Annotated in this window: 26 protein-coding genes; 14 read left to right on the top strand and 12 right to left on the bottom strand. The window is 35.3% G+C overall.

What is annotated here, in order from left to right; translation table 11 throughout:
* Positions 1 to 39 precede the first annotated feature (39 nt).
* The 6 genes from ACYQZV_RS05265 to pfkB are packed head-to-tail and all read left to right on the top strand — an operon-like array spanning position 40 to position 5,034.
* Positions 40 to 1,023 carry an MlaE family ABC transporter permease gene (locus ACYQZV_RS05265; protein ID WP_459893894.1) on the top strand — a complete coding sequence of 328 codons (984 nt, stop codon included), beginning with the start codon at positions 40 to 42 and terminating at the stop codon, positions 1,021 to 1,023.
* Entirely contained in the window at positions 1,020 to 1,754 is a 735-nt protein-coding gene (locus tag ACYQZV_RS05260) for an ABC transporter ATP-binding protein (protein ID WP_459893893.1), read from the top strand. The genes ACYQZV_RS05265 and ACYQZV_RS05260 overlap by 4 nt, the downstream gene beginning before the upstream one ends.
* On the top strand, positions 1,747 to 2,664 hold the full coding sequence (locus ACYQZV_RS05255; RefSeq protein ID WP_459893892.1) for an MlaD family protein: 918 nt from the start codon (positions 1,747 to 1,749) through the stop codon (positions 2,662 to 2,664). Before ACYQZV_RS05260 ends, ACYQZV_RS05255 begins: the two co-directional genes overlap by 8 nt.
* On the top strand, positions 2,661 to 3,200 hold the full coding sequence (locus tag ACYQZV_RS05250; protein WP_459893891.1) for a hypothetical protein: 540 nt from the start codon (positions 2,661 to 2,663) through the stop codon (positions 3,198 to 3,200). Before ACYQZV_RS05255 ends, ACYQZV_RS05250 begins: the two co-directional genes overlap by 4 nt.
* 11 nt (positions 3,201 to 3,211) lie before the next feature.
* A complete protein-coding gene (locus ACYQZV_RS05245; RefSeq protein WP_459893890.1) occupies positions 3,212 to 4,111 on the top strand; it encodes a beta/alpha barrel domain-containing protein in 900 nt (299 codons plus the stop codon).
* Positions 4,108 to 5,034, top strand: coding sequence for a 1-phosphofructokinase (gene pfkB, locus ACYQZV_RS05240; RefSeq protein ID WP_459893889.1), 927 nt, complete (start codon positions 4,108 to 4,110; stop codon positions 5,032 to 5,034). The genes ACYQZV_RS05245 and pfkB overlap by 4 nt, the downstream gene beginning before the upstream one ends.
* On the opposite strand, the gene fliN is transcribed toward pfkB, so the two are convergent.
* Genes fliN through ACYQZV_RS05180 form a run of 12 tightly spaced genes read right to left on the bottom strand, consistent with a single transcriptional unit; the run spans position 5,031 to position 14,319 of the window.
* On the bottom strand, positions 5,031 to 5,504 hold the full coding sequence (gene fliN, locus ACYQZV_RS05235) for a flagellar motor switch protein FliN (RefSeq protein ID WP_459893888.1): 474 nt from the start codon (positions 5,502 to 5,504) through the stop codon (positions 5,031 to 5,033). The two genes, pfkB and fliN, sit on opposite strands and share 4 nt — an antisense overlap.
* A complete protein-coding gene (locus ACYQZV_RS05230; RefSeq protein WP_459893887.1) occupies positions 5,504 to 6,469 on the bottom strand; it encodes a flagellar motor switch protein FliM in 966 nt (321 codons plus the stop codon). Before ACYQZV_RS05230 ends, fliN begins: the two co-directional genes overlap by 1 nt.
* A gap of 14 nt (positions 6,470 to 6,483) precedes the next feature.
* Positions 6,484 to 7,980 (bottom strand): flagellar basal-body MS-ring/collar protein FliF, encoded by a 1,497-nt coding sequence (gene fliF / locus ACYQZV_RS05225; protein ID WP_459893886.1) that lies wholly within the window; start codon positions 7,978 to 7,980, stop codon positions 6,484 to 6,486.
* Positions 7,981 to 7,986: 6 nt separating this feature from the next.
* Positions 7,987 to 8,289 (bottom strand): flagellar hook-basal body complex protein FliE, encoded by a 303-nt coding sequence (gene fliE / locus ACYQZV_RS05220; RefSeq protein WP_459893885.1) that lies wholly within the window; start codon positions 8,287 to 8,289, stop codon positions 7,987 to 7,989.
* 2 nt (positions 8,290 to 8,291) lie between these two features.
* Positions 8,292 to 8,702 (bottom strand): flagellar basal body rod protein FlgC, encoded by a 411-nt coding sequence (gene flgC / locus ACYQZV_RS05215; RefSeq protein WP_459893884.1) that lies wholly within the window; start codon positions 8,700 to 8,702, stop codon positions 8,292 to 8,294.
* A gap of 11 nt (positions 8,703 to 8,713) precedes the next feature.
* Positions 8,714 to 9,088 (bottom strand): flagellar basal body rod protein FlgB, encoded by a 375-nt coding sequence (locus ACYQZV_RS05210; RefSeq protein ID WP_459893883.1) that lies wholly within the window; start codon positions 9,086 to 9,088, stop codon positions 8,714 to 8,716.
* Between the two features lie 2 nt (positions 9,089 to 9,090).
* Positions 9,091 to 10,929 carry a tetratricopeptide repeat protein gene (locus ACYQZV_RS05205; RefSeq protein WP_459893882.1) on the bottom strand — a complete coding sequence of 613 codons (1,839 nt, stop codon included), beginning with the start codon at positions 10,927 to 10,929 and terminating at the stop codon, positions 9,091 to 9,093.
* A gap of 4 nt (positions 10,930 to 10,933) precedes the next feature.
* Positions 10,934 to 11,497 (bottom strand): CDP-alcohol phosphatidyltransferase family protein, encoded by a 564-nt coding sequence (locus tag ACYQZV_RS05200; RefSeq protein WP_459893881.1) that lies wholly within the window; start codon positions 11,495 to 11,497, stop codon positions 10,934 to 10,936.
* The gene (locus tag ACYQZV_RS05195) at positions 11,494 to 12,453 is read right to left on the bottom strand and encodes a KpsF/GutQ family sugar-phosphate isomerase (RefSeq protein WP_459893880.1); all 960 of its coding nucleotides are present in this window, start codon (positions 12,451 to 12,453) and stop codon (positions 11,494 to 11,496) included. The genes ACYQZV_RS05200 and ACYQZV_RS05195 overlap by 4 nt, the downstream gene beginning before the upstream one ends.
* Positions 12,450 to 12,971 carry an inorganic diphosphatase gene (ppa, locus tag ACYQZV_RS05190; RefSeq protein WP_459893879.1) on the bottom strand — a complete coding sequence of 174 codons (522 nt, stop codon included), beginning with the start codon at positions 12,969 to 12,971 and terminating at the stop codon, positions 12,450 to 12,452. The genes ACYQZV_RS05195 and ppa overlap by 4 nt, the downstream gene beginning before the upstream one ends.
* Positions 12,972 to 13,010: 39 nt before the next feature.
* Positions 13,011 to 14,075, bottom strand: a complete 1,065-nt coding sequence (locus ACYQZV_RS05185; RefSeq protein WP_459893878.1) for a LysM peptidoglycan-binding domain-containing protein — start codon at positions 14,073 to 14,075, stop codon at positions 13,011 to 13,013.
* On the bottom strand, positions 14,038 to 14,319 hold the full coding sequence (locus ACYQZV_RS05180; protein ID WP_459893877.1) for an acylphosphatase: 282 nt from the start codon (positions 14,317 to 14,319) through the stop codon (positions 14,038 to 14,040). Before ACYQZV_RS05180 ends, ACYQZV_RS05185 begins: the two co-directional genes overlap by 38 nt.
* Positions 14,320 to 14,409: 90 nt before the next feature.
* Between ACYQZV_RS05180 and ACYQZV_RS05175 the strand changes: the two genes are divergently transcribed.
* From ACYQZV_RS05175 to ACYQZV_RS05140, 8 genes are read left to right on the top strand one after another with little or no spacing between them, the layout of a single operon-like run.
* Positions 14,410 to 15,369 (top strand): bifunctional phosphoglucose/phosphomannose isomerase, encoded by a 960-nt coding sequence (locus tag ACYQZV_RS05175; protein WP_459893876.1) that lies wholly within the window; start codon positions 14,410 to 14,412, stop codon positions 15,367 to 15,369.
* Positions 15,362 to 16,480 (top strand): methionine adenosyltransferase, encoded by a 1,119-nt coding sequence (gene metK, locus ACYQZV_RS05170; protein ID WP_459893875.1) that lies wholly within the window; start codon positions 15,362 to 15,364, stop codon positions 16,478 to 16,480. Before ACYQZV_RS05175 ends, metK begins: the two co-directional genes overlap by 8 nt.
* A gap of 1 nt (position 16,481) precedes the next feature.
* Entirely contained in the window at positions 16,482 to 17,687 is a 1,206-nt protein-coding gene (gene rimO / locus ACYQZV_RS05165; protein ID WP_459893874.1) for a 30S ribosomal protein S12 methylthiotransferase RimO, read from the top strand.
* Positions 17,684 to 18,457 (top strand): cytochrome c biogenesis protein CcsA, encoded by a 774-nt coding sequence (gene ccsA, locus ACYQZV_RS05160; RefSeq protein WP_459893873.1) that lies wholly within the window; start codon positions 17,684 to 17,686, stop codon positions 18,455 to 18,457. The genes rimO and ccsA overlap by 4 nt, the downstream gene beginning before the upstream one ends.
* The gene (gene argH, locus ACYQZV_RS05155) at positions 18,454 to 19,830 is read left to right on the top strand and encodes an argininosuccinate lyase (protein WP_459893872.1); all 1,377 of its coding nucleotides are present in this window, start codon (positions 18,454 to 18,456) and stop codon (positions 19,828 to 19,830) included. Before ccsA ends, argH begins: the two co-directional genes overlap by 4 nt.
* A 29-nt stretch (positions 19,831 to 19,859) precedes the next feature.
* Positions 19,860 to 20,240 (top strand): type IV pilus modification PilV family protein, encoded by a 381-nt coding sequence (locus ACYQZV_RS05150; protein WP_459893871.1) that lies wholly within the window; start codon positions 19,860 to 19,862, stop codon positions 20,238 to 20,240.
* Complete coding sequence (locus ACYQZV_RS05145; RefSeq protein ID WP_459893870.1) at positions 20,224 to 21,105, top strand: PilW family protein; 882 nt, start codon at positions 20,224 to 20,226, stop codon at positions 21,103 to 21,105. Before ACYQZV_RS05150 ends, ACYQZV_RS05145 begins: the two co-directional genes overlap by 17 nt.
* A 12-nt stretch (positions 21,106 to 21,117) precedes the next feature.
* On the top strand, positions 21,118 to 22,695 hold the full coding sequence (locus tag ACYQZV_RS05140) for a hypothetical protein (RefSeq protein WP_459893869.1): 1,578 nt from the start codon (positions 21,118 to 21,120) through the stop codon (positions 22,693 to 22,695).
* Positions 22,696 to 22,713 lie beyond the last annotated feature (18 nt).

The following is a 22,713-nucleotide window of genomic DNA, read 5'->3' as shown; positions in this document are numbered from 1 at the left end:
ATTATAACACTATAAAAAGGGTTTTGTTAAAATTAGGTCATGGAACTAACCAAAGAGACGCTTGAGGAGAAGATAGATATATCTGCAATACTAAAAGACCATACAATAGATATAAAAGATGTTGATAAAATAGATACCTTTGGGGCTATCTTCGTATTGGAGCTTTTAGAAACATACAAAGATAAGAAGCTTATAGGCAAAAAAGAACATATAGAGTTTATACAGAAAGTAAAAGAACTGTTAAGCTATGAAGCCGACGAAAGCAAAAAAGCTAAAAGCCTCAAAATATCTCTAACGTTTTTAGAATACATAGGAGCATTGTTGTATCAGATGTTTAGCAATGCCAAAGATATAGAGCTTGGGTCTTTCTTAAAAGAGATAGAAAACTCTGGCATTGGCTCTTTGTTTATATTGGGGGTACTTTCTTTCTTGGTGGGGGTAGTGATAGCTTACCAAAGTGCCAGTGAGCTTATAAGTTTTGGCGCAAATATATTTATAGTAAATCTGATAGGTATATCGGCTTTTAGAGAGCTAGGACCCCTTATCACAGGAATTATACTAGCAGGAAGAGTAAGCAGCGGTTATACAGCCAATATAGGCATAAGAAACGTATACGAAGAGCTTGACGCTCTTGAAGTGATGGGGATATCACCTTTTGTGGTATTTGGCTTACCAAGAATAATAACTCTTAGCTTGATAACACCTGTTTTGGTGCTTTTTTCTAGCAACTTGATGGTGTTTGGGGGTGCAATAATAGCTAAAATCTATTTAGATATACCCTTTAACATGTTTTTTGATAGACTAAAAGAAACTGTAGGGATAAGTCAAATTTTAATAGGGGTTATAAAGGCGCCGTTTTTCGGAGCATATATAGGGCTTATAGGCACATACTTTGGCTTTTACTCTGGTAAAAAACCGGAAGAAGTCACCTCAAACGTCATGAAAAGCGTAGTAATCAGTATATCAGGTATAATCGTAATAGATGCAATATTTTCCATTATTTTTGCAAAGATAGGCATATGATAGAATTTAAACATGTTTATTCTTCTTACGGTGATTATATAGTGCACGAGGATATAAGCTTTAGGATAGAAAAATCAGAGATAGTGGCTATTGTAGGTGGAAGCGGAGCTGGTAAAAGCACTTTGGTAAAGCTTATGCTTTTTCTTTTAAAACCAAAAGCTGGCGATATATTGTTTGATAATAAAAAAATAGAATACGACGACGAGGCTAAAATACAAAAAATAAGAGATAGGATAGGGGTAGTGTTTCAATTTAACGCTCTTTTTAACTCTATATCAAGCGTTGAAAACGTCATGTATCCTGTTTTAAAAAAGACTTCCCTTTCAAAGAATATGGCTTTTAAAAACGCCGTTGTCAAGCTAAATATGGTTGGTTTTAAAAATATATGGGCCTACCCAAATGAGCTTTCTGGTGGCATGAAAAAGAAAGTGGCTTTGGCAAGGGCTTTGGCTTTAGAACCAGATATTCTTATATTAGATGAACCTACATCTGGTTTAGACCCAATCTCTGCCGATGAGTTTGACATCCTTATCAAATCTATAAGGGATAGTCTTGGCACTACGGTGATTATGGTAACTCACGACATCGCCTCCTTGAAAATAGTGGACAGGGTACTCATGCTTTATGATAAAAAGCTAATCTTTAACGGGCATCCTTCTTTGCTAAAAGCCCAAAACCATCCATTTATAAAGTCTTTTATAAAAGGCCAAAGGGGGCATTGCTATGATTGAAGGAAAACCAAAATATACGTTGATAGGTTTGTTTATAATATTTAGCATAAGCGTTGCATTGGCCACCGTATACTTTTCTACAAGCTTTTTCAAAGATAGAGATTTAAACTCTTATTACATTCTCACAAAATACTCGGTAAGTGGACTATCCGTGGGTTCACCTGTAAAATACAAAGGGGTTGACGTAGGTAAAGTAAGTGCTATCAAGATAGCAAAAGACCAAGAAACGCTTGAAATAAAAATATCCGTAGAAAGAAATTTGGATTTAAAAAAGGACGTGATAGCAAGCCTTGGAATAGCTGGCATAACAGGCCTTTCCTATATAGATTTGGAAAGGGAAAATGGAGTAAAAGCATATTACGATAAAAATTTGGATTCTTACGTGATACCTATGAAACCCTCAGAGCTTCAACAGATATCAAATTATATACCTAAGATACTTAACTCTGCAAACAACCTTATAACAAATTTAAACAACATGATATCTTCTAAAAATGCTAAAAAGCTTGATTTGTTATTTGCACATATCAACGATACTATTAAAAACCTAAACTCTCTTATCACAGACTCTAAAAGCTCTTTATCCAATACAAACAAAGTCTTGGTGGCTTTTAATGATAAAATAAATGAGCTAAACGTAAAAGATATAAACGATACAGTAGCACAGTACAAAACATTAGCACAAAACCTAAACAAAGAAACCGAAGAGCTTGACTCTCTTCTCAAAAGCCTAAAATCAAATTCAAACACACTTACCACCAACGTATATCCCAAGATAAACAAAACCCTAGAAAGTATACAAAGAACATCAAACGAGATGAGGATTTTGATAAAACACATCAAAAACCACCCAAACTCATTTATTATAATAAAACATCAAAAACCATTTCCTTTGGAGGAGACAAAATGAAAAAGATTTTTTTAGTTTTTAGCCTTATCATAATATCCTCGTGCGCTTTTGTCCAAAAAGAAAAAACTATAGAGTTTATAAAACCGATCAAAACTTACAAAGGTAACAAAACAATATATATATCAAGCGTAAGCTCACCAAGATACCTAGATACCGATGACATGGCATACGTATACAATCATCAGCTAAGATATTTTGCAAAACACCGTTTCCCTTGTTCTTTGGATTGCACCGTTAAAAACTATCTTTTAGAGGCTTTGCCTTACTTAGTAGAAAAGCCTATCTCAGAGTACAAGCTTTCAATACATATATACGATTTTGAACCAGATTTTAAAACTATCCATAAAGGCAACATGATACTAAAAGCAAGATTTTATTTAAAGTATAAAAACATTTACAAAACAGAGGATTTTAGCTATAAAAAACCTTTTTCTGTTAAAGATTTTAACGAGCTTATAAGTCAAGAACATATGGCTTTAGAAAACATGGTTTTTAAATTAAATAGCTTTATAAAAAATTGTTATAATAATTGTTGAGGAGAGTGAAAATGTTTGAGGTTAGTATACCAGCAAACGTTTCTAGTGTAGAAGAGTTTTCAAAAAGCTTCAACGAAGCTACAAAATGCACTGGCAATCTTATGCTTTTTGCAGGGGACCAAAAGATAGAGCATCTTAACAAAGATTTTTACGGTGAAGGTATAGCAAAAGACGATGCAAATCCAAAGCATCTTTTTGAGATAGCATCAAGAGGGGAAATAGGGGTTTTTGCTACACAGCTTGGTCTTATAACAAGATACGCTAAAAAATATCCAAATATACCATACCTTGTAAAGGTAAACTCTAAAACAAACTTAGTGCCTTTTGCACAAAGAGACCCTATAAGTACAAGCCTTCATGATTTTGAAAAAATATTGGACTTAAAGCAAAAAGGCGTAAAAATATTAGGGATAGGATATACAGTGTACCTTGGTAGCGAGTTTGAGCATATTATGTTAAAAGAAGCCTCGGAGCTTGTGTACGAAGCCCACAAAAACAACATGATAGCTGTTTTATGGATGTATCCAAAAGGAAAAGCAATAAAAAACGAACATGATCCTGAGCTTATAGCTGGGGCGGCTGGTGTGGCGGCGTGTTTGGGAGCTGATTTTGCTAAGATAAAAGTACCAAAAGAAGAGGGCAAAGATGTAAAAGAGCTTCTTCAAATAGCCGTAGAAGCCGCTGGCAATACAGGGCTTATCTGTGAAGGTGGTTCAAAAGAAGGGGTTTTAGAGTTTTTAAGAGAGTTATACACTTACAAGCAAGCCGGCGTAAGAGGAAACGGCACAGGGAGAAACATACACCAAAGGCCATTGAAAGAAGCTATAGCTATGACAAAGGCCATATCCGCTATAACACTTCACGACATGAGCCCAGAAGCAGCCTATAAAATTTTTCAAGAGAGCTTATGATATATACTATTACGCTAAACCCAGCATTGGATAGGACTATATGGCTTGACGAGTTAAAAATAGATGACACAAACAGGATAATAAAAGAGGAAAAATACGCTGGCGGAAAAGGTATAGATGTATCTAGAGTGTTGTTTAACTTCGGTGTTCCAAATATAGCACTTGGTTTTGTGGGTGGATTTGCAGGTCTTGAAATAGAAGGACTTCTTATAAACGAAGGGGTAAATTTTGATTTTATAAAAATATCAGAAGAAACAAGAACAAACATCATTATAAACACTACAAAAAACAACAACCAAATAATCATAAGCGCAAAAGGACCCAGCATACCACCTTTTGAACTCACAAAGCTTATGGAAAAAATAAACAGCTTAGATAACCCTTCCTATGTAGTTATATCTGGCTCACTACCAGAGGGTCTAAAACCTGCTATTTACGCAAAGATAATAGATATTGCCAAATCAAAATCGGCTACAGTGGTATTAGATACCGATGGTGATGTATTAAAATTTAACATAAATCATAAACCAGACATTATAAAACCAAATCGTCATGAGCTTTCTAGGGTAGTAGGAAGAGAAATAAAAACCATAGACGATGCTGTTGTAGCGGCTAAAGAGATAAATAGAATGGGAGTAAAGATTGTTTTGGTATCTCTTGGTAAAGATGGTATAGTGTATGTGAGCCAAAATACGGTAATGCACGCAATTCCGCCATCTCTCCAAGTGATAAACACCATCGGAGCAGGGGATTCATCTGTAGCTGGTTTTATATATGCAAAGTATATGGGCTTTTCGGATGAAGAAGCGCTTGTCTATGCAGTAGCTACTGGTAGCGCTACAACACTTAAACCCGGCACAGCGTTAGCTACTTTAGAAGACGCTCTTAGCTTAAAAGATAAAGTGAAGGTAAGATACCTTTAAAGGTTTGCCAGCGTCTTTACACGCTCTTCTTTCTCTATAATTTCTGATATTCTTATGCCAAAATTTTCACCAACCACCACAAGCTCTGCTTTGGCTATAAGTTTTCCATTGGCATAGACAGATACAAAACTATTTATAGACTCGTCCAAAGCCACCACAGAACCAGGTCTTAAATTTAAAAGCTCTTTTATAGTGATAACGGTAGTACCTATCACCACAGTAATGGAAAGAGGGATATCCAATATACGTTGCAAATCTTTTGATATGTCCTGCTCTTGATTAGAAGATTGATTTTGCTGGTGAGCTTCATCAGAAGTTTGAACCTCTTTTTGAGCTTCCATAGCCTCTTCCCAGAGCTTCATCAAATCTTCATCACTTTGACCTTGAGAGGATTGCATTTCTTGATTTTCAATAGGTGCTTGAGCATCTTCTTTTTGAGGTTCTTCTTGCTTATTCTCTTCTTCTGCCATCAGCTACTCTCCTTGTTTTCTAACATCTTTAATATTTTAACAGCCTTTTTAGATTTAGAACGCCCTAAAACACCGTACATCTTAAGTATACCTTCTACGTTCACCTTTATAGGTTTGTTTGCTGGGGCTTTTAATATTATTTGATCTCCCACTTCCCAGTCTAATATATCTTTCACAGAAAAAATTCCACCATCTATGGTAGCTGAAAGTTTCACCTTTATATCTTTTAAAAGCTCTTTTAAAATTTTATCGTAATCTACATATTCGGCCACCTCTGATACGTTTCTAAGTCTATCTACCACAGGCTCCAAAGATGAGTTTTGCAAAGCTAAAAATATCGGGTATTCTATACCATCTATCTCTATATTTATATGAGCTTGTATGAACATCTCCTTTTTAGAGTTCATAGGAGCTATAAGAGCTGGATTTACTTCTGTTTCTAAATACATCACTTCTCCAGACAATATACTACTCCAACTTTCTTGAAAAGCACTCAAAAGCAAATCCACAACCTTCTTTATAATCTTTAACTCTAACCTTGTAAACTCTTTGCCTTCTATCTTATAAGGTTTTGCAGACCCACCAAATATAACACTCACTATGCTATATATCATCCTTGGGTCTAGTATTAAAAAGTGTGTTCCTTTGAGACCTGTGATATTAAACATGTTTATACAAGAGGGTACTGGCAATTTGGATAGCAAATCTTCAAACCTTATAAGTGAAGTTTCCGCTTTGTAGACGTTGTTGATGGCCACCACTAGGTTAGACAACTTAGCCCTTGAAAGCCTACTCCATTTTTCCAATATAATCTCAAGTCCAGCTATGGTACCAAGAGAGATATGTTCTAAATCATCTATATCAAACTTTTCATAACCTAAAGATTTCTCCTCTACCTCTTCTTCTTTGCCAAGAGATTTTAAAAGAAGGTCTACTTCTTCCTGACCTAAAACCTGTTCAGCCATATTCTATTTACCCATCATTTCTTGGTGGTTAACCAATGCTTGATAATTTTAGCCACTTTATCAGGATTCTCCTTAGTAACTTTTATCATTTTATCTACAGTGATAAGCTCCTTTGCCTTTTCTCTTAATTCTTCTGTTTCAAGAGACTCCAAAGCTTCCATAGCAGCGCTTACAGCTGGAAGTTCCTGCATCTCTGGCTTCTTCCTGGTTTTTAAGAATACAAACAGCAATATTCCAAGAAGTAACAGCAATAAAATACCTGCTATACCATACTTTGCATATACAAGGTATATAGGTGGTTTTGGCACCACAGGTTTGTAAAAAGGTACAGCTATAACGGATACCGTATCACCCCTTTTTGGGTCAACGCCAGCAGCAGCTACCACAAGCTGCCTTATACTATTTAAATTGATATTTTTAAGATCTGCGTTTACTATTACACCTACGCTCATACGTTTTATGCGTATAGTCTTATCCACTATATGAGTTTTTTCTACGCTAACATCGTAGTTCGTAGTAACCTCTTTTTTAGTAGATTGAAAGTTGGCATTTGGTCTAAGACCGCTCATCGGCGGTATATTTGAAGCGGTACCCGGTACTCCAGACACACTAGTACCGGTGGTGGTCTCTTGCTTTTTCTGTTGACTTACAATAGCCGTAGTGTTTGGGTTGTAATTTTTAGACTTTGTTTCCACTTGAGAGAAATCTGGCTCTACATCAACGGCAACTCTTACGTTGTTATAACCCAAAGCTTGACCGAGGACTTGCTCAAGGTGTTTTGTAATAGAGTTCTCAAGCTCAGCTTTAACCCTTAGCTGCTCATTGGTAAGATAGGAAGACGGATTGTTTAGTTCTTCAGTTAGGTCCACACCGTTGCTATCAACCACCGTAACTCTATTGGGTGTTAAATCTGGTACACTGGCAGCCACCAAATTTCTTATAGCTATCACTTGACGTCTGGTAATGGACGCTCCTGGCTTTAATTCTATAAAAACTGATGCAGAAGGTTTTTGGTTTTCGGTTATAAATATGCTTGGTTTTGGTATTGCTAAATTTACCTTGGCTCTTTCTATATTTCTAAAACCAAGAATAGTATTTGATAGTTCCTGTTCTAAAGCCCTTTGGTATTCCACATGTTGCATAAAATCCGTTATTCCAAGGGGCATCTTGTTTAAAAGCTTAAAACCTGGATATCCTTTAGTAGGAAGTCCCATAGCTGCTAGCTTCAATCTAAGCTGTCTAGCTTCGTTCTCTGGCACAAGTATAGTCCTGCCATCCTGTGTTATTTTGTATTTTACATTATCTTTTTCAAGCTGCTCTACTATAGCAGCCATATCTCTGTTGTTTAAATCTCCGTAAAGCACCGTATAATGGACTCTTGATGTTAGAAAAAAAATAACTCCTGTTAAAAGCGCCAAAACTATAGGTATAGATACAATTGCTATTTGCTGGGTTTTGTTTAAAGCCTGAAAACGCTCTTTTAAGTTGTTCAATATCTCTTTAAAGTCCATAGAGCGTTAAACTTGTGTGTTTATAAGAGTTTGATAAGCGTCTAAAAGCTTGTTCCTCACTTGCACAAGCAGATTCAACACCACACCAGCCTTATCAAACTGTACCACAGCATCGTGAAGTGGAATATCAGCACCTTCTAATATCGCCTTTTTCGTAGCTTCGGCGGTTTGTTGGACTTCGTTTGTATAGTTTAAAAAGTTTGACAGCACATCAAAAAACGTTTCCCCTTCTTTATTTTTCTGATTTTGAGGCTTTTCTAAAGAATTGTTTGCAAATAAATCAGGTATACTTTTGATTATGTTGTCCATACTTATGTCCAGCTGTTTATAGTAAACTGAGCTATATTTTTAGTCATATTAAAAGCGCTTAGATTGGCTTGATAACTCTCTGTAGCTGTAATCATATCCACCATTTCAGTGGTGACGTTTACATTGGGCTCTTCTACATAACCCTGAGCGTTGGCATGAGGATTTGAAGGGTCGTATATAAGCTTAAAACCGTTTGACTGTCTAATCTCGTTTACATTTACAGGTACTAAACCATCAGAAAGTAAATTTTTATCATAAACCGCTTGAAAAACAGGTTCTAACTTCTGATAAGGGGTTCCATTGTTTTTGTAGGATTCGTAGTTTGCAAGGTTTGAAGCAATGGTATTCATCCTAATACGCTCTGCATACATGCCAGAAGCAGATACGTCAAAAGCGTTGAATATATCAAGCATAGTTTACCTCCTTATTGCCCTTTTATAGCTGTATTTAGTTCATTTATATTGTCTGTTACCATTTTCATATACGTCTCATAGGCTATATAATTAGCATTAGCTTCGGCCATTTGCTTTTCTATGCTTACATTGTTTCTATCGTTACCCACAAGACCAGATTCTTTTTCTAATATATCAAAATGGGGTCCTGTTTGCACGGGTTGTATTTGTTTTTTTGGATTTGTTATTTTTAGAGCAAGCTCTTTTTCAAAGGGTACAAATCTTACGTTTAGCTCTTTATAATGAGGGGTATCTGCGTTTGCTAAGTTGCTAAGTATAATTTTATGTTTTAACCACGTATAATCCAGATAAGGAACTACTTCATCTACACCTTTAAAAAGCCCCATAACTATTCACCCCACAAAACTATAGCAGCCTTAGCCCACATATTTTGGCTACCCTTAGCCAAACCTAATATATATTTTAACTCATTTTTATCTTTTAGCAAGTAGCTAATGTAAGCAGCTTTGTATAAAGCCCACCAATAAATATTGTCCTTTGGTTTATTGTATACATCTATATATTTTTTAAAATATTCTAAAGCACTCTTATAATCTTTTTTGTTTAACTTTAGCACGCCGTCTTCTAAAAGAGCAAGCTTTGTATAATCTTTTAATCTATTTGACATATATACGTTTTTATGAGATAAAAATCTATCCAGCATAGTATCGTTATCGGTATAATACCCTATCAAAAACTCGGCTTCTTCTTTGTCATCGCCCTTTAAGTTGTTTAAAATTGAGTTTAAAGCCGATATCCCATTTTTCACATTTCCTTGTTCTATGTAAAACTCTCCTTGTAAAAATGTCCTTATATTTTGGTCTTGTATACCGCTTGTAAACCCAAGCCCAGTAGTATCACCTATATATACAAAAACTCTCGAGATATTTTCATAAGTATTTGGTTGTAAAAACATTGCAAACAAATCAGGGTCTTCTTTATAAACGCTGTAAAGCCTATAAGCAAAGGTTTTATTGTAAGGATTTTCTTTAGATATTATGTTTACTATATAGTCTATGGGCTTTTCAAAAGATACATTGATATCGTCAAAATTTATAGGATTGTCTGGAAGCTTTATATTTAAAAAGCCTATAAACATGTCTTGAATCTCGGAAGGAGTAAGGTTATCTTTAAGATAATAGCTCAGAAGACCAAAGTCTGGATACAAAGATAAAACGCTTGGAAAATGAAGCCATAAAAGTTGATCCAGCGTCTTTTTGTAAAAGGGTATTTTGTAAGTTTTAAGGTAATCAGGATGCATCCAAAGAGTACTAAAAGATATATACGCTACAGGGTTGTAAAAAAGACCATCGTGTTTTAAAAACTCGTTTAACACTTTATGGGCATCAAGATAATCTTTTGTGGTTAAGTATATATGCATAAGTATAAAATTTGCCTTGTTTGTATATTTTCCATATATATCTCTTCTTTTTGAAAGCTCCAAATGAAACATCGCATCTTGCCAATCGGACATTTTATAAAAAGCGTATCCATAGAGAAACTCAAAATAAGGATGATAAGATAAGAAACTATCGTAATCAGAAGCTTCATGCAGCATAAAGGTAGTTTGTCTATAATCGCCTATTAAAAAATAGTATATGGCGTAATCAAAGTAATAAAGGGCTGTATCTTCTGGAGTTTTTATATCTTTGTTTTGTATATTTTGAATGTAGTTTATACCGTTTTTGTCATAGTTTCTTAAGGTAGCATAAGCTAATTTTATCTTATACTTGTTTATGTTTTTATACTCGCTTGAGAGGACCATAAAAACACCGGCAGCCTTGTTAAAATCTCCCAAAAGAAGATATATGTCTCCCAATATTTCCCTTTGCAAAGCTATATAAGAAGGTACTTTATAATAAAAAGGATACATATTAAGCATTACTATTGCGTTTTGAACACCTTCTATGTTGGCGCTATAATAGTTTTCATAAGCATAAGCCTTTGCTATATACAAATAAGAAAGCTCACCGTATTTGCTTTTTGGAGCCATGGAGTAGACATCCATAAGTTCAGATACAGCATCCTGATAATCTCTTAAGTGGATTAGATTTACAGCGTGGTTTAATTTTCTTTCCAAATATTCGTTTAGGTTCGGCCCTACCCCAAAAGATTTTATACCAGAAGCTGCCAACAAAACAAGAACAAATATAACAAAGATAAAAAGCTTCTTTATAAAAAGCTTCATGAAACTATTTTAAAACTTTATACTTTGATATGCTTATCATATTTCTAACACCTATGCTAAGATATTCCAAAAAGCTTAGAATTAAAAATATATAAGATATATCGTAAAATATATCTACCACGCCCAGTTTGGTGTTTTTTATATTCTCAAAAAAAAGTCCAGAAAAAAGTATTATCAAAGAAAAGGTAGTTAACTTTCCAAGAAAAGATGGCTTTGGAACTATACCAAAATAAAGAAACAAGATACTTCCAAGGATTATAAACACTTCCCTCGCTATTATCAACTTTACAAACACAATAGGTATTTGATATTTGGATTTTATAAAAGCAAAAGACAAAGAAAGTATCAAAACCTTATCGGCTATAGGGTCTAAAATCCTTCCAAGAAAACTTATGCTGTTGGTAAGCCTAGCTATAATACCATCAAGAGCATCTGTAATGCTGACAACTATAAACAAAAAAAACGCAAGTTTTATATCGGCTTTTAAAAGAAAAAATAAAAAAGGAGATACTACAAGCCTTATAAGAGAAAGGACGTTTGGAATAGTAAAAATATTTGAAGAGTTCAATTTATCCCGGACCTCAATATATCGTGAAGATGTATTATGCCTATGGGTTTTTCATCCTCTTCTATTATAAGAACAGTTATTTTATAATTCTCCATCAAAGAAAGCGCCTTTGCTAATATATCTGATTTTGATATAGTTTTAGGGTTTTTGGTACAAACCTCATAAACGCTGGTGGTGTTTATATCTATTTTATTTTCTAAAATCCTTCTTATATCTCCGTCTGTAAGTATGCCCACTAAAAATCCAGCTTCATCAACAACAGCAGTGGCTCCAAAACCCTTTTGAGTTATCTCTATAATAGCCTCGTAAATTTTTGCATCTTTTTTCACCACAGGAAGCTCATCGCCAAAATGTCCCACATCTTTTACCTGTTTTAGCTTTTTTCCTAAAAATCCAGCAGGATGCAAAAGGGCAAAATCTTCTTCTTTAAAACCAGATAGCTTTAGAAGACTCATAGCCAAAGCATCGCCTAAGACAAGCATAGCTGTAGTGGAAGAAGTAGGGGCTAAGTTTAAAGGACATGCTTCCTTATCTATATTTAAAGCAAGCGTTATATCGCTTTGTTTTGCCAAGGTAGAATTTTTCTTATTTGTAATGGATATAAGAAAAGAGCCCACCATTTTTATATAAGGTATCATAGAAATTATCTCAATGGACTCTCCGCTGTTTGAAAGTGCCAAAACAATATCATCCTTTGTTATAATACCTAAATCTCCATGAAGCGCTTCGTTTGGATGTAAAAACACCGCAGGAGTGCCAACACTTGCCATTGTAGAAGCTATTTTTCTTGCAATATGTCCAGATTTACCAACCCCTGTAAGTATCACTTTACCGCTTGAGCTATGTATAATTTCCACAGCTTTTTCAAAATCTTCGTTTATTAAAAGCTTCAAACCTTCAATGGCCTCTATCTCTTTCGAGATAGTTTCTAAAGCGGTGTCTTTTACAAGGCTCATTTGTTAAAACGTTCTATAGCCTTCTTCAGCTCCTCAGATGCTTTATCTTTGGATATAAAGTTTTTAATCTTTACCCATTTACCTTGTTCTAACTCTTTATAGTGCTCAAAAAAGTGTTTTATCTTGTCTTTTATATGTTGCGGGATATCCTCTACGTCTTTTATATGAGAAAAAGAAGGATCTACTTTTTTGTGGGGCACTGCTAAAAATTTCGTATCAACACCAGCTTCATCTTCCATCTCAAGCATACCCACCAAAGAGCATCTTATAACAGAGCAAGGTATAGCTGAAAATTCCGATATAACAAGGATATCAGCCGGGTCCCCGTCTTCTGCCAAGGTATTTGGTATAAAACCGTAGTTAAAAGGATAATACATTGCAGTAAAAAGCACTCTATCTACAAAAACTACGCCGCTTTCTTTGTCAAGCTCATATTTTATATTGCTGTCTTTTGGTATTTCTATAAAAGCGTAGATATCCTCCGGCGGGTTTTTGCTTACTATTTTGCTTAAATCCATACAATTTCCTCCTTTCAAAGTTTAATATATTATATCAAACTATCTACCAAAATAAGTAATCGGGTCTATGGGAGTGCCATCTTTACTCCTTAATTCAAAATGAAGCTCACAGATAGATGTACCGGGTTTTTTGCCTACTAAACCTATAGTTTGACCTTTAGTGACCATCTGACCCTTTTTTACAAGAAGCTTTTGGTTGTATGCATAAACCGTTATGATACCACCACCATCTACTATAGCCATATTGCCGTAAGCCGCAAGGTCATCACCGCTATATACCACTATGCCTGAGTTTATAGTTTTGACAGGCTTGCCGCAAGCGGTAATTATATTTATGCCCCTTTGGGCTCTTTTTATTTGACCATCCACAGGTAAAGGTATTTTTACCTTAGAAGTAGGTTTTTGTACATTCTCATTAGCCTCTTGTCTGGTAAGAGATTTTAGATTGTTTGGAGTGGGTCTTGAAGGTGTTGAAACATAGTTTTCTTTATAGTGCTTTTTTGCCCTAGCTATCAATCTTTTGTAAGTTATATGCTTTTTGCCAAGCTTCACCACAACCCCTTTGTTAAGGTATTTACCTACCAAATCTGGGTTTAACTTTTCAAGTATTCTAAGCGGTACACCAGTAACATCAGAAACGTCTCTTAGAGTGCCACCATTTTTAATAATGTAAAGCCTATACTTCCTGCCTTCATATCTTTCTATATACTTTGTATTGTAAGGGACTTTTATGGTTTCTCCAACTCTTAAAAAGCTCCTGTGAAGGTTGTTGAGCTCTTTTAATTCTCTTACAGTAGTACCAAAACGCTCTGCCAACAAAGATAAAGTATCGCCGCTTTTCACTTTATAACTCATCGTAGGTATTCTTGGTTTTCTCGGCTTGTAAGGGATACAGAGTTTTTGCCCTATAGATAAAAATTTATGCCTTCTAAGAGACGGGTTTGCCTCCTTTATGGACTTTGTATAAACGTGAAACTTAAGAGCAATACCGTCTATCGTATCACCCTTTCTAACTTTATAATAATGGCATTCATACGCTTTTGCTTGCCATGTTAAAAGCCCTAAACTAATACAAAATATCAAAGCTTTTTGGATAATCTTCATCTTCAAAAACCTCCATGTTATATTTTATATCAGAAACAAAAGCATACTTTGGGCCTTCTTTTAGCTTTTCTAAAAATATTTCTAACACTTCTTTTTCTCCTATGGCTTCAAACTCCACAGAACCATCATCCAAATTTTTCACATAACCTTGAATACCTAAACTATCGGCTATATCTTTGGTAAAAGCCCTAAAACCTACTTTTTGAACTCTTCCAAACACTTTTCCTTTTAGAATATACTTCATTGAAATGACATTATAACATACAAAATTTATCTTCATCAATGAGGTAATCTTTAATGGTAAAATATTAAAAAGGTTAAAAGGAGGTTTCAGATGAAAAGTGCATTAGAAATGCTGAGGGGATTTGATAAGCAGTTTGAAAAAATAACCACCGATGGTATGATACCAAAGGATTTCAACATGCTTGTGTTTAGTGGCATGGGAGGGTCTGGTATCGTAGGAGAGATAATGAGGTCTTATCTTATAAAAAACGATTTCAAAAAACCCGTGTTTTCTATAAAAGGATACGAGCTTTTGCCCTTTGTGGATAAAAATAGCTTAGTGATATGCATATCTTACAGTGGCGATACCGAAGAGACCATATCTATCTTTGAACAAGCGATAAAAATAGGTGCCAAGATAATATCCATAAGCTCAGGAGGTAAGTTGGAAAAGCTATCAAGCGATAACGGGGTACCTCACATAAAAATACCCACCGGTTATCCACCAAGGTATGCTCTCGGGTTTATGTTAAACGCCTGTTTGTGGCTTTTTGGAAAAGAGGAAGAGATATTGGATTTAAAAGAGGATTTAAAAGCATCAAGCTCACGTTATGAAGAAATTTCAAAAGACATAGCAAAAGGGCTTTTTGGATATGTACCTATCATATACGGCACACCGCTTATGGAAGCAGCCGCTTACAGATTTAAAACCCAGATAAATGAAAACTCAAAAACCCCAGCTTACAACGCATATATACCAGAGATGCATCACAACGAAGTGGTGGGCTACACAAACCCAGATATAAACCAGTACCTTAGGTTTGTAATAGTGGCAGACAAAAAAGAACATCCTAGAGTAAACCTAAGAGTTAGCATGACCGTGGATATTCTAAAAGATAAAGGCTTTAACCCAATACTCATATCCGAAGAAGGAAACTCTTACATTTCAAGGCTTTTAAAAAATATATACATAGGGGATTTTGCCAGCTATCATTTGGCAAGTATGTATGGTTATGACCCGTTGCCAGTGGACATAATAACCTATGTAAAGAAGAGGCTACAAGATGGATAGGATAAGGTTTGCAGAATCACCTTTTGAAGGACATCCAGACAAGCTTGCAGATATCATATCCGATGAAATATTGGACGAGTTTATGAGAAAAGACCCATTTTCTAGAGTTTCTATCAATGTACTTCTTAGCTCTAACATCGTATTTATAGCCGGGGAAGTATCTTCCTCTGCCTACGTAGATTTACAGATGATATCAAAAAAAGCTATAAAAGAAGTAGGATACACAAAGCCAGAGTATGGTTTTGATGGTGATTTGATAGGTATTATAAGCTCGATAAACGAACAAAGCCCAGAAATAGCTCTTTGCATAGCCTCAGAAGGTGCCGGAGATAGCGCTATAGTGGTAGGATACGCCACCGATGAAACCGAAAACTTTTTACCAGCCCCAATACATTACGCTCATAAAATCTCAAAAACCACATCAGATTTTAGAAAAAAGGGTATGATGCCATTTTTAAGACCCGATGGCAAAACTATAGTGGGGATAAAATACGAAGATCAAAACACGTTTTATATAGACTCCATAAATATGTTTGTCCAGCATGACCCAGACATAAGCTTGTCTCATCTTAGAGAGCTTATATTTGAAGATATTATAAAAAAACACATACCAACCTCTTTGTTGAGGAAAGAAACCAAGATAAAGATAAACCCAGCTGGTAGATTTATAATAGGGGGTCCAGTGGCAGATACAGGTATCACCGGAAGAAAAATAGTATCAGATGCTTACGGGGATATATCTTTTTCAGGAGGAAGCGCTTTTTCCGGCAAAGACCCCACAAAAACCGACAGAGCCGCCTCCTATATGGCAAGATACATCGCTAAGCATATAGTGGCCGCCAAGTGGGCTAAGAAAGTCCTCATACAGATAGCTTACGCTTTTGGTGTGAAAGAACCAATTGGTTTTGACATAGAGACTTTTGGCACAGAGACAAAACCCGTAGAGCTTATAAAATCAAGGATAAGAGAAGTCTTTAGCTTATATCCAAAAGACATTATAGAGATTTTGGATTTAAGAAAACCCATATACAAAAAAACCGCTTGTTATGGACATTTTGGAAAAGAAGGGCTTAGTTGGGAAACGCTTGATAAGTTAGAGTACTTTACCTAATATGAAAGTAAATTTTGTAAACTTAGGATGTCCAAAAAACTTAGTGGATTCGGAAAACCTTATCGGTTTTTTTAAAAAAGAGGATATTAGCTCTTATCACAAAGCCGATACTGTAATTATAAACACCTGCGGTTTTATAGAACAAGCCAAAAGAGAATCTATCGAACATATCTTAAAAGCTATAGAAGACGGTAAAAAAGTACTTGTAACAGGATGTCTTGTTTATAGGTACAAAGAAGAGCTTCAAAAAGAGATACCAGAAGCTGTATTTTTTGAAAATATAAAAGATTTAGACAGTGTTGAGCTTTTAGAAACCCCAAAAAGACAAATCACCACAAGGCATTATGCTTATCTTAAGATAGCAGAAGGCTGCAACAGAAAATGCTCTTTTTGTGCGATACCAAGTATAAGAGGGCATCATCGGTCCAAATCCATAGAGGAGCTTGTAGATGAGGCAAAATATCTCAAAGACAACGATGTAAAAGAGCTTATCATAGTATCCCAAGACACTCTTTACTATCAAGAAGACAACTCTTTTAAAAGCATAATAAAACTCTTAGAAGCCCTTGAAAAGCTAGATTTTCCTTGGATAAGGCTCATGTATCTTTACCCAAATAGCATCACCGATGAGCTTATAGATTTTATAGACAATTCTAAAAGCATTTTGCCATATTTTGATATACCGCTTCAACATATATCCGATAATGTTTTAAAAAGCATGAGAAGAGGCTATACAAAAAAAGATATTTTTAGGCTTTTAGAAAAAATAAACGCTATGAAACACAAAAAATCCATTTTAAGAAGCTCTTTTATAGTAGGATACCCAACTGAAGAAGAAAAAGATTTTGAAGAGCTCTTAGATTTTATAAGCCAAAAAATCTTTCAATTTGTGGGGGTATTTGAATACTCCCACGAAGAAGGGACCTTTGCTTATAAGCTTGAAGACAAGATACCAAAAGAAGAAAAACAAAGACGCTACAAAGAGGTGTTTAATCTATCTCAAGACATACTTGAAGAAAAAAATACAAGCCTAATAGGTCAAGAGGTAGATATACTTATAGAGAAAAAAGATAAAGGAAGAACCTTCTTCCAAGCCCCCGAGATAGATGGGATAGTTATATTGGATAGACCAAGCGCTAAAACAGGCATCATAACAAAAGCAAAGGTAATAGGTAATATAGGCGCTGATTTGTTGGTGAATGTATGATACTTTACATTCTAAACATCGTTTTTTACCTAATGGCGTTTGTGAGTTTTCTACTTTATACTCTAAAAGCCAAAAACACGATAAAGTATAGCTTAATCTTTATAATGCTTGGCAACCTATCATACCTTATTAAGCTTATAATAAACGTAAAAACTGGCGTAGTGTTTAGCAACATAGACGCTATAGTGGCGTTTTCTGGCAACGTCATAATGCTTTTTTACGGCATACTTCTTACTAAATTTAGGAACCTGGAAAATGTAGGGTTTATCATATCTTTCATAGGCGCTCTATTTAGCATGGCAAACCTAAGAAATGTATTTTTGCATCAGCATGCAAGCCTTCTAAATCCCATATTCCTTATACATATTATAAGTGCAGGGCTCTCTTACTCTTTTATCATGCTTGGTGGTATTTTTTCACTTCTAAAGCTTATATCCGAAAAGCAGATAAAACAAAAGAGATTTTCAAAAACCTACGTACCTATCTATACCTTGATATTTATAGAAAAGCTGTCCATAAATATGAGCTTCATATTTTTAACTATCACCATACTTTTTGGTGTAATGTGGTCTTTTTATTACGATAAAAGCCTTTATATAGACCCAAAGATTATAGTCATATCATTTTTATGGTTTTACTATGCAATACTTGTACATACCTACATATTTAAGTCTTCAAAACCAACTACCATATCTGTTTTATCAGCCATAGGAAGCACAATCACAGTTATATCCGTCATATTCATAAAACATAGTATAATAACAGGATGAGTAAGGCTTGGTCTGGAAGGTTTAAAGAAGAAACTCTAAAAGATGTGGAGCTTTTTACAGAGTCTATAAGCTTTGACAAGATTCTGGCTCTTTATGATATAGAACAAGATTTTGCCCATTTGGAAGCCCTTCTAAAAGCAAGCGTCATCTCAAAAGAATCTTATGAAAACATCAAGAAAGGCCTTCAAAAGATAAAAGAAGAGATAGAAAAAAACGTATTTAACTACGACATATCAAAAGAAGATATACACATGAACATAGAAAGCAGATTGTACGAACTAATAGGAGAAGATGCCAAAAAATTACACACTGGCAGATCCAGAAACGACCAAGTAAACACAGATTTAAGGCTATATTTAAAAGACCATATATTAGATATTTTTGAGCTTTTAAAAGCCTTAAAACAACAGCTTATTTTAAAAGCAAAAGAGTACGAGCATCTTATAATACCGGGATACACACACTTACAAAGAGCTCAGCCGGTGCTGGTGGCTCACTATCTTCTTTCTTTTAAAGAGGCTTTCGTGAGAGACTCCCAGAGGCTTATAGACGCCTATAGAAGGATAGACACCTTGAGCCTTGGAAGCGGTGCTTTGGCAGGGGCAGATTTTCCTTTGGATAGGTTTTTGGAAGCAAGTATTTTAAACTTCTCCAAAATATCTAGAAACTCAATGGATGCAGTGGCAGATAGAGATTTTGCCATAGAGTACATGTTTTGCCTTAGCTCTATAGCTATGCATCTTTCAAGGATGGCAGAGGATTTTATCATATTTAACACAGAAGAGTTTAAATTCATAGATTTACCAGATAGTCTTTGTACGGGCAGTTCTATCATGCCTCAGAAGAAAAATCCAGATGTTTTGGAGCTTATAAGAGGAAAAACTGGAAGAGTGTATGGAGACCTTCTAAATCTTATGATAAATCTAAAAGGGCTTCCAACAACTTACAACAGAGACCTTCAGGAGGACAAAGAACCTATTTTTGACGCCACAAATACCATCCTTAAAAGCCTAAAAATGATGATACTTATAATAAAAGACATAAAGTTTAGAGGCGATATAGAGGCTGGCAATTTACTTTTAGCCACTGACCTGGCAAATTATCTTGTAGAAAAAAATATACCCTTTAGAGAGGCTCATCACATAGTAGGTAATATAGTGGCATACTCCATAGAGCATAAAAAACCATTGGAATCTCTTAGCAAAGAAGAACTAAACACTTTTTCAAACGCTTTTGATAAAGATGCAAAAGATATAATATCAAAAGAACTTTCTATATCAAGAAAAAAAACCTACGGAAGCACAAACGAATATTTTGTAAAAAAACAGTTAGAGCTATCTTTTTTAGAGGAAGCCATAGACAAAAATTTATAAAAGTATTATAATTTTAGTTAGAGGAGTTTATGATAAAAGCTCATAAACATGGAAACTTGGGGCTTACTATTACAGAGGTTATGGTGTCTATCGCTCTTTTGGCAATAGGGATTATCACATTTGCAGCGCTACAATCATTTTTTGCAAACGATACAAAAAATAGGTTTATATATGGATGTCTTACCACTGTCGCTTCAAACGGCATAGCCATGTGTATGAGCGGACAGCCGATACCTTCCACAGTCAAGTGCGGTGGCATACAAGTGCATTTGAATATAAACCAATCTGGAAATATTATAAATGGAAATGGAGCGTGTAGTCCGCCTACAAGTGGCTGTAGTCCAATAACATCCACGGCCTCTTACAACAACATATCTTATAGGGAAACTGACAATGTTTGTGCGTTCTAAGGCTTTTACCATTACAGAGATGCTTGTAGCCATAGCTATGAGCATTATACTGATGCTGGCACTTTTTGAACTTTACGAATCCACTCAAAAGATATTTTTTAATACAAACTCCATATCTGGTGCAGAAGAAAACGCTTACAACGCTTATGTGATAATGCAAAAATATTTTGACAGAGCCGGTGTCGGTGTCCCATCAAATACACTAAGTACCGGCGGGTATCCACCGCCAGCGCCAAACTACGTATCCATATCCTCCGGAAGCCCTTGCGATAGCATTACATTTTATGGAGATTTGTATGGATTTGGAATGGTGCAAAGTATAAGCAATGGGAATGCTTATGTCATAAGCTGTAGATTATCAGATACAAATCCAAGCGGTAGTACCGCATACTATTATTTAGTTAGAGGAGAAAATTTTTATTATTCAAACTCTTCTAATACTTCTCCTGATGTATTTACAATAGATATATCTCCAAACAACGTATCTTGCATATCTACTACAAGTCCAAACGCCAGTATATCTGGAGCCACAATATATGATACTAATACAGCTCAAAACGTAAGTTTAAGCCCAGGGGATGTACTTTATTCAGTTCCATATCAAATATCGTTTTTCTGTAAGCAAAATCCAAGTGACAACAACAATCTTTGGCTATATCTTCAAACCGTAAACGAAGCTACTAACATTACCAATACACAACCGATAGTCCCAGTGCAAAGTGTTAGTTTTAGCGCATATCCTCAAGGATGCCTTTCCACAAACTCTTGCAATATGATACAAGCTACTATAGGTGTTAACTCGAGCAATAAAAATGCTTCCGGAAGCATGGCTTCCATCACTTTTAGCTTTGATTTTTACAAGTAGGAGGTGGGTTTTATGAAAAAACAGTCTGGTTATACGTTAATCACCACTATGCTTGTAATGATAATACTATTTGTAATAGGTATAGCTGGTGCTTTGCTTGTGTATTATGGTAATATGACATCCACCGCTATGATAAACTATCAAAAAGCCTATTATAATGCGGATTATGGACTTCAACAAGCAGCTTACAACGCTATGAATGGTATTTGTAATTGCCAAAACAACGGATGTGGCATGTCTCAAAACCTCCCTACTGGTGGAACCGTAACAGTAATTACACAAGCTGATACCAACAATACAACATGTTTTATAGAATCTATAGGTAAAGGACAAACTGGAGGGCAAGTGGCAAAAGCGGTGGCAATATCCACTGGCGGGTCCAATTGGGGAGCTCTTGGGATATTAAACGGTGCAATAATGAACTTTTTTGGTTCTGCTGCTATAAATGGTTGTGATTACACTGATAACTGCCAAGCTGCAGGTCTTCTAAGAGGTAATGGTTTAAGTATTGTCTTAGGACTTAACTATTATACTTGCCAAAGCAATCCTAATTCTAACAATCCACAAGGTATTATAGGAAATCCAGCTGTTAAAACTATCAGTGCTCCAGATATAGCTAAAATGATTACAAATTATCCAAGCTTTTCTGCTTTACAACAAGCTATTCAAGATATGGCATGTCCCCCAGATGGTTCGTCTTGTTTGAATATACCAAACCCAGCTTCTTTACCATCAAATTGTGTATGTTATGGTAGTGCAGTATCAAACGATGGGCAAACTATACAATGCAATTCTATAACTACGCTATCATCTTCTTGCTCTTCATACTATATAGCTGGTGTATTCAATGCGAACAATGGATTTACACTAAACAATCAAAACCTATATGCAGTAGGTGGTATAAACATAGATGGTCCTTTTAATTTATCAAACGCCACTGTAGTATCAGATGCTGCAACCAACATGAACTCTACTATAAACGCTACAAATTCAAATATTTATGTTTCTACAGGTTCTATAGCTTTTGACAGCACATCTATTTTATCTGGTACAAAAGTTTATGATGGTATGGGTGACATATATTTTAATGGCGCTAATGGACAAAACATTACAGCAGATTTATGTGGTGGAAATCCTTGCAATTCATCTAACGATTCCATAGTATACACAAACGGTGCTACATTCGTAAATGGCCCTATACAAGGTGGTCTTTTGTATGGAAACGGAGGACTCACTATACAAGGTATAAATGGCAACAGAGAAGTAGGAACTTCTCAAGAACCAGTAGTAGCTATATCTGGTATAGGTAGCAATTCTAACATGACTATCGATATGAGCGGCACCACACAGTTTAATGGACTTATTATGGCTTATATGCTTGGTAATTTTAACATAGGAAACAACCAGATAAACGGCGCCTTATATGCTAATGATTTAGCTAATTTTAACGTCGGAGGCAATGCCTCTATAAACTTCAATTACAACATACTATCTCAAATAGTGAATGACTTTCCAAACATTTTTCAACCTGTAAATTGTTACTCTCAAGGAACACAAGAGTCACTTTTAAATGCTAGCACATTGTATTAAAAGCATTGAAAACTTGAG

It is taken from the genome of Hydrogenobaculum acidophilum, assembly GCF_054656715.1.
This window is presented reverse-complemented; position numbering and strand designations above follow the sequence as displayed.

Bases quoted from the DNA above. Each gene is read 5' to 3' on its own strand.
- ACYQZV_RS05265 (WP_459893894.1), top strand. From the start codon at position 40: ATGGAACTAACCAAAGAGACGCTTGAGGAGAAGATAGATATATCTGCA.
- ACYQZV_RS05260 (WP_459893893.1), top strand. From the start codon at position 1,020: ATGATAGAATTTAAACATGTTTATTCTTCTTACGGTGATTATATAGTG.
- ACYQZV_RS05255 (WP_459893892.1), top strand. From the start codon at position 1,747: ATGATTGAAGGAAAACCAAAATATACGTTGATAGGTTTGTTTATAATA.
- ACYQZV_RS05250 (WP_459893891.1), top strand. From the start codon at position 2,661: ATGAAAAAGATTTTTTTAGTTTTTAGCCTTATCATAATATCCTCGTGC.
- ACYQZV_RS05245 (WP_459893890.1), top strand. From the start codon at position 3,212: ATGTTTGAGGTTAGTATACCAGCAAACGTTTCTAGTGTAGAAGAGTTT.
- pfkB (WP_459893889.1), top strand. From the start codon at position 4,108: ATGATATATACTATTACGCTAAACCCAGCATTGGATAGGACTATATGG.
- fliN (WP_459893888.1), bottom strand. From the start codon at position 5,504: ATGGCAGAAGAAGAGAATAAGCAAGAAGAACCTCAAAAAGAAGATGCT.
- ACYQZV_RS05230 (WP_459893887.1), bottom strand. From the start codon at position 6,469: ATGGCTGAACAGGTTTTAGGTCAGGAAGAAGTAGACCTTCTTTTAAAA.
- fliF (WP_459893886.1), bottom strand. From the start codon at position 7,980: ATGGACTTTAAAGAGATATTGAACAACTTAAAAGAGCGTTTTCAGGCT.
- fliE (WP_459893885.1), bottom strand. From the start codon at position 8,289: ATGGACAACATAATCAAAAGTATACCTGATTTATTTGCAAACAATTCT.
- flgC (WP_459893884.1), bottom strand. From the start codon at position 8,702: ATGCTTGATATATTCAACGCTTTTGACGTATCTGCTTCTGGCATGTAT.
- ACYQZV_RS05210 (WP_459893883.1), bottom strand. From the start codon at position 9,088: ATGGGGCTTTTTAAAGGTGTAGATGAAGTAGTTCCTTATCTGGATTAT.
- ACYQZV_RS05205 (WP_459893882.1), bottom strand. From the start codon at position 10,929: ATGAAGCTTTTTATAAAGAAGCTTTTTATCTTTGTTATATTTGTTCTT.
- ACYQZV_RS05195 (WP_459893880.1), bottom strand. From the start codon at position 12,453: ATGAGCCTTGTAAAAGACACCGCTTTAGAAACTATCTCGAAAGAGATA.
- ppa (WP_459893879.1), bottom strand. From the start codon at position 12,971: ATGGATTTAAGCAAAATAGTAAGCAAAAACCCGCCGGAGGATATCTAC.
- ACYQZV_RS05185 (WP_459893878.1), bottom strand. From the start codon at position 14,075: ATGAAGATTATCCAAAAAGCTTTGATATTTTGTATTAGTTTAGGGCTT.
- ACYQZV_RS05180 (WP_459893877.1), bottom strand. From the start codon at position 14,319: ATGAAGTATATTCTAAAAGGAAAAGTGTTTGGAAGAGTTCAAAAAGTA.
- ACYQZV_RS05175 (WP_459893876.1), top strand. From the start codon at position 14,410: ATGAAAAGTGCATTAGAAATGCTGAGGGGATTTGATAAGCAGTTTGAA.
- metK (WP_459893875.1), top strand. From the start codon at position 15,362: ATGGATAGGATAAGGTTTGCAGAATCACCTTTTGAAGGACATCCAGAC.
- rimO (WP_459893874.1), top strand. From the start codon at position 16,482: ATGAAAGTAAATTTTGTAAACTTAGGATGTCCAAAAAACTTAGTGGAT.
- ccsA (WP_459893873.1), top strand. From the start codon at position 17,684: ATGATACTTTACATTCTAAACATCGTTTTTTACCTAATGGCGTTTGTG.
- argH (WP_459893872.1), top strand. From the start codon at position 18,454: ATGAGTAAGGCTTGGTCTGGAAGGTTTAAAGAAGAAACTCTAAAAGAT.
- ACYQZV_RS05150 (WP_459893871.1), top strand. From the start codon at position 19,860: ATGATAAAAGCTCATAAACATGGAAACTTGGGGCTTACTATTACAGAG.
- ACYQZV_RS05145 (WP_459893870.1), top strand. From the start codon at position 20,224: ATGTTTGTGCGTTCTAAGGCTTTTACCATTACAGAGATGCTTGTAGCC.
- ACYQZV_RS05140 (WP_459893869.1), top strand. From the start codon at position 21,118: ATGAAAAAACAGTCTGGTTATACGTTAATCACCACTATGCTTGTAATG.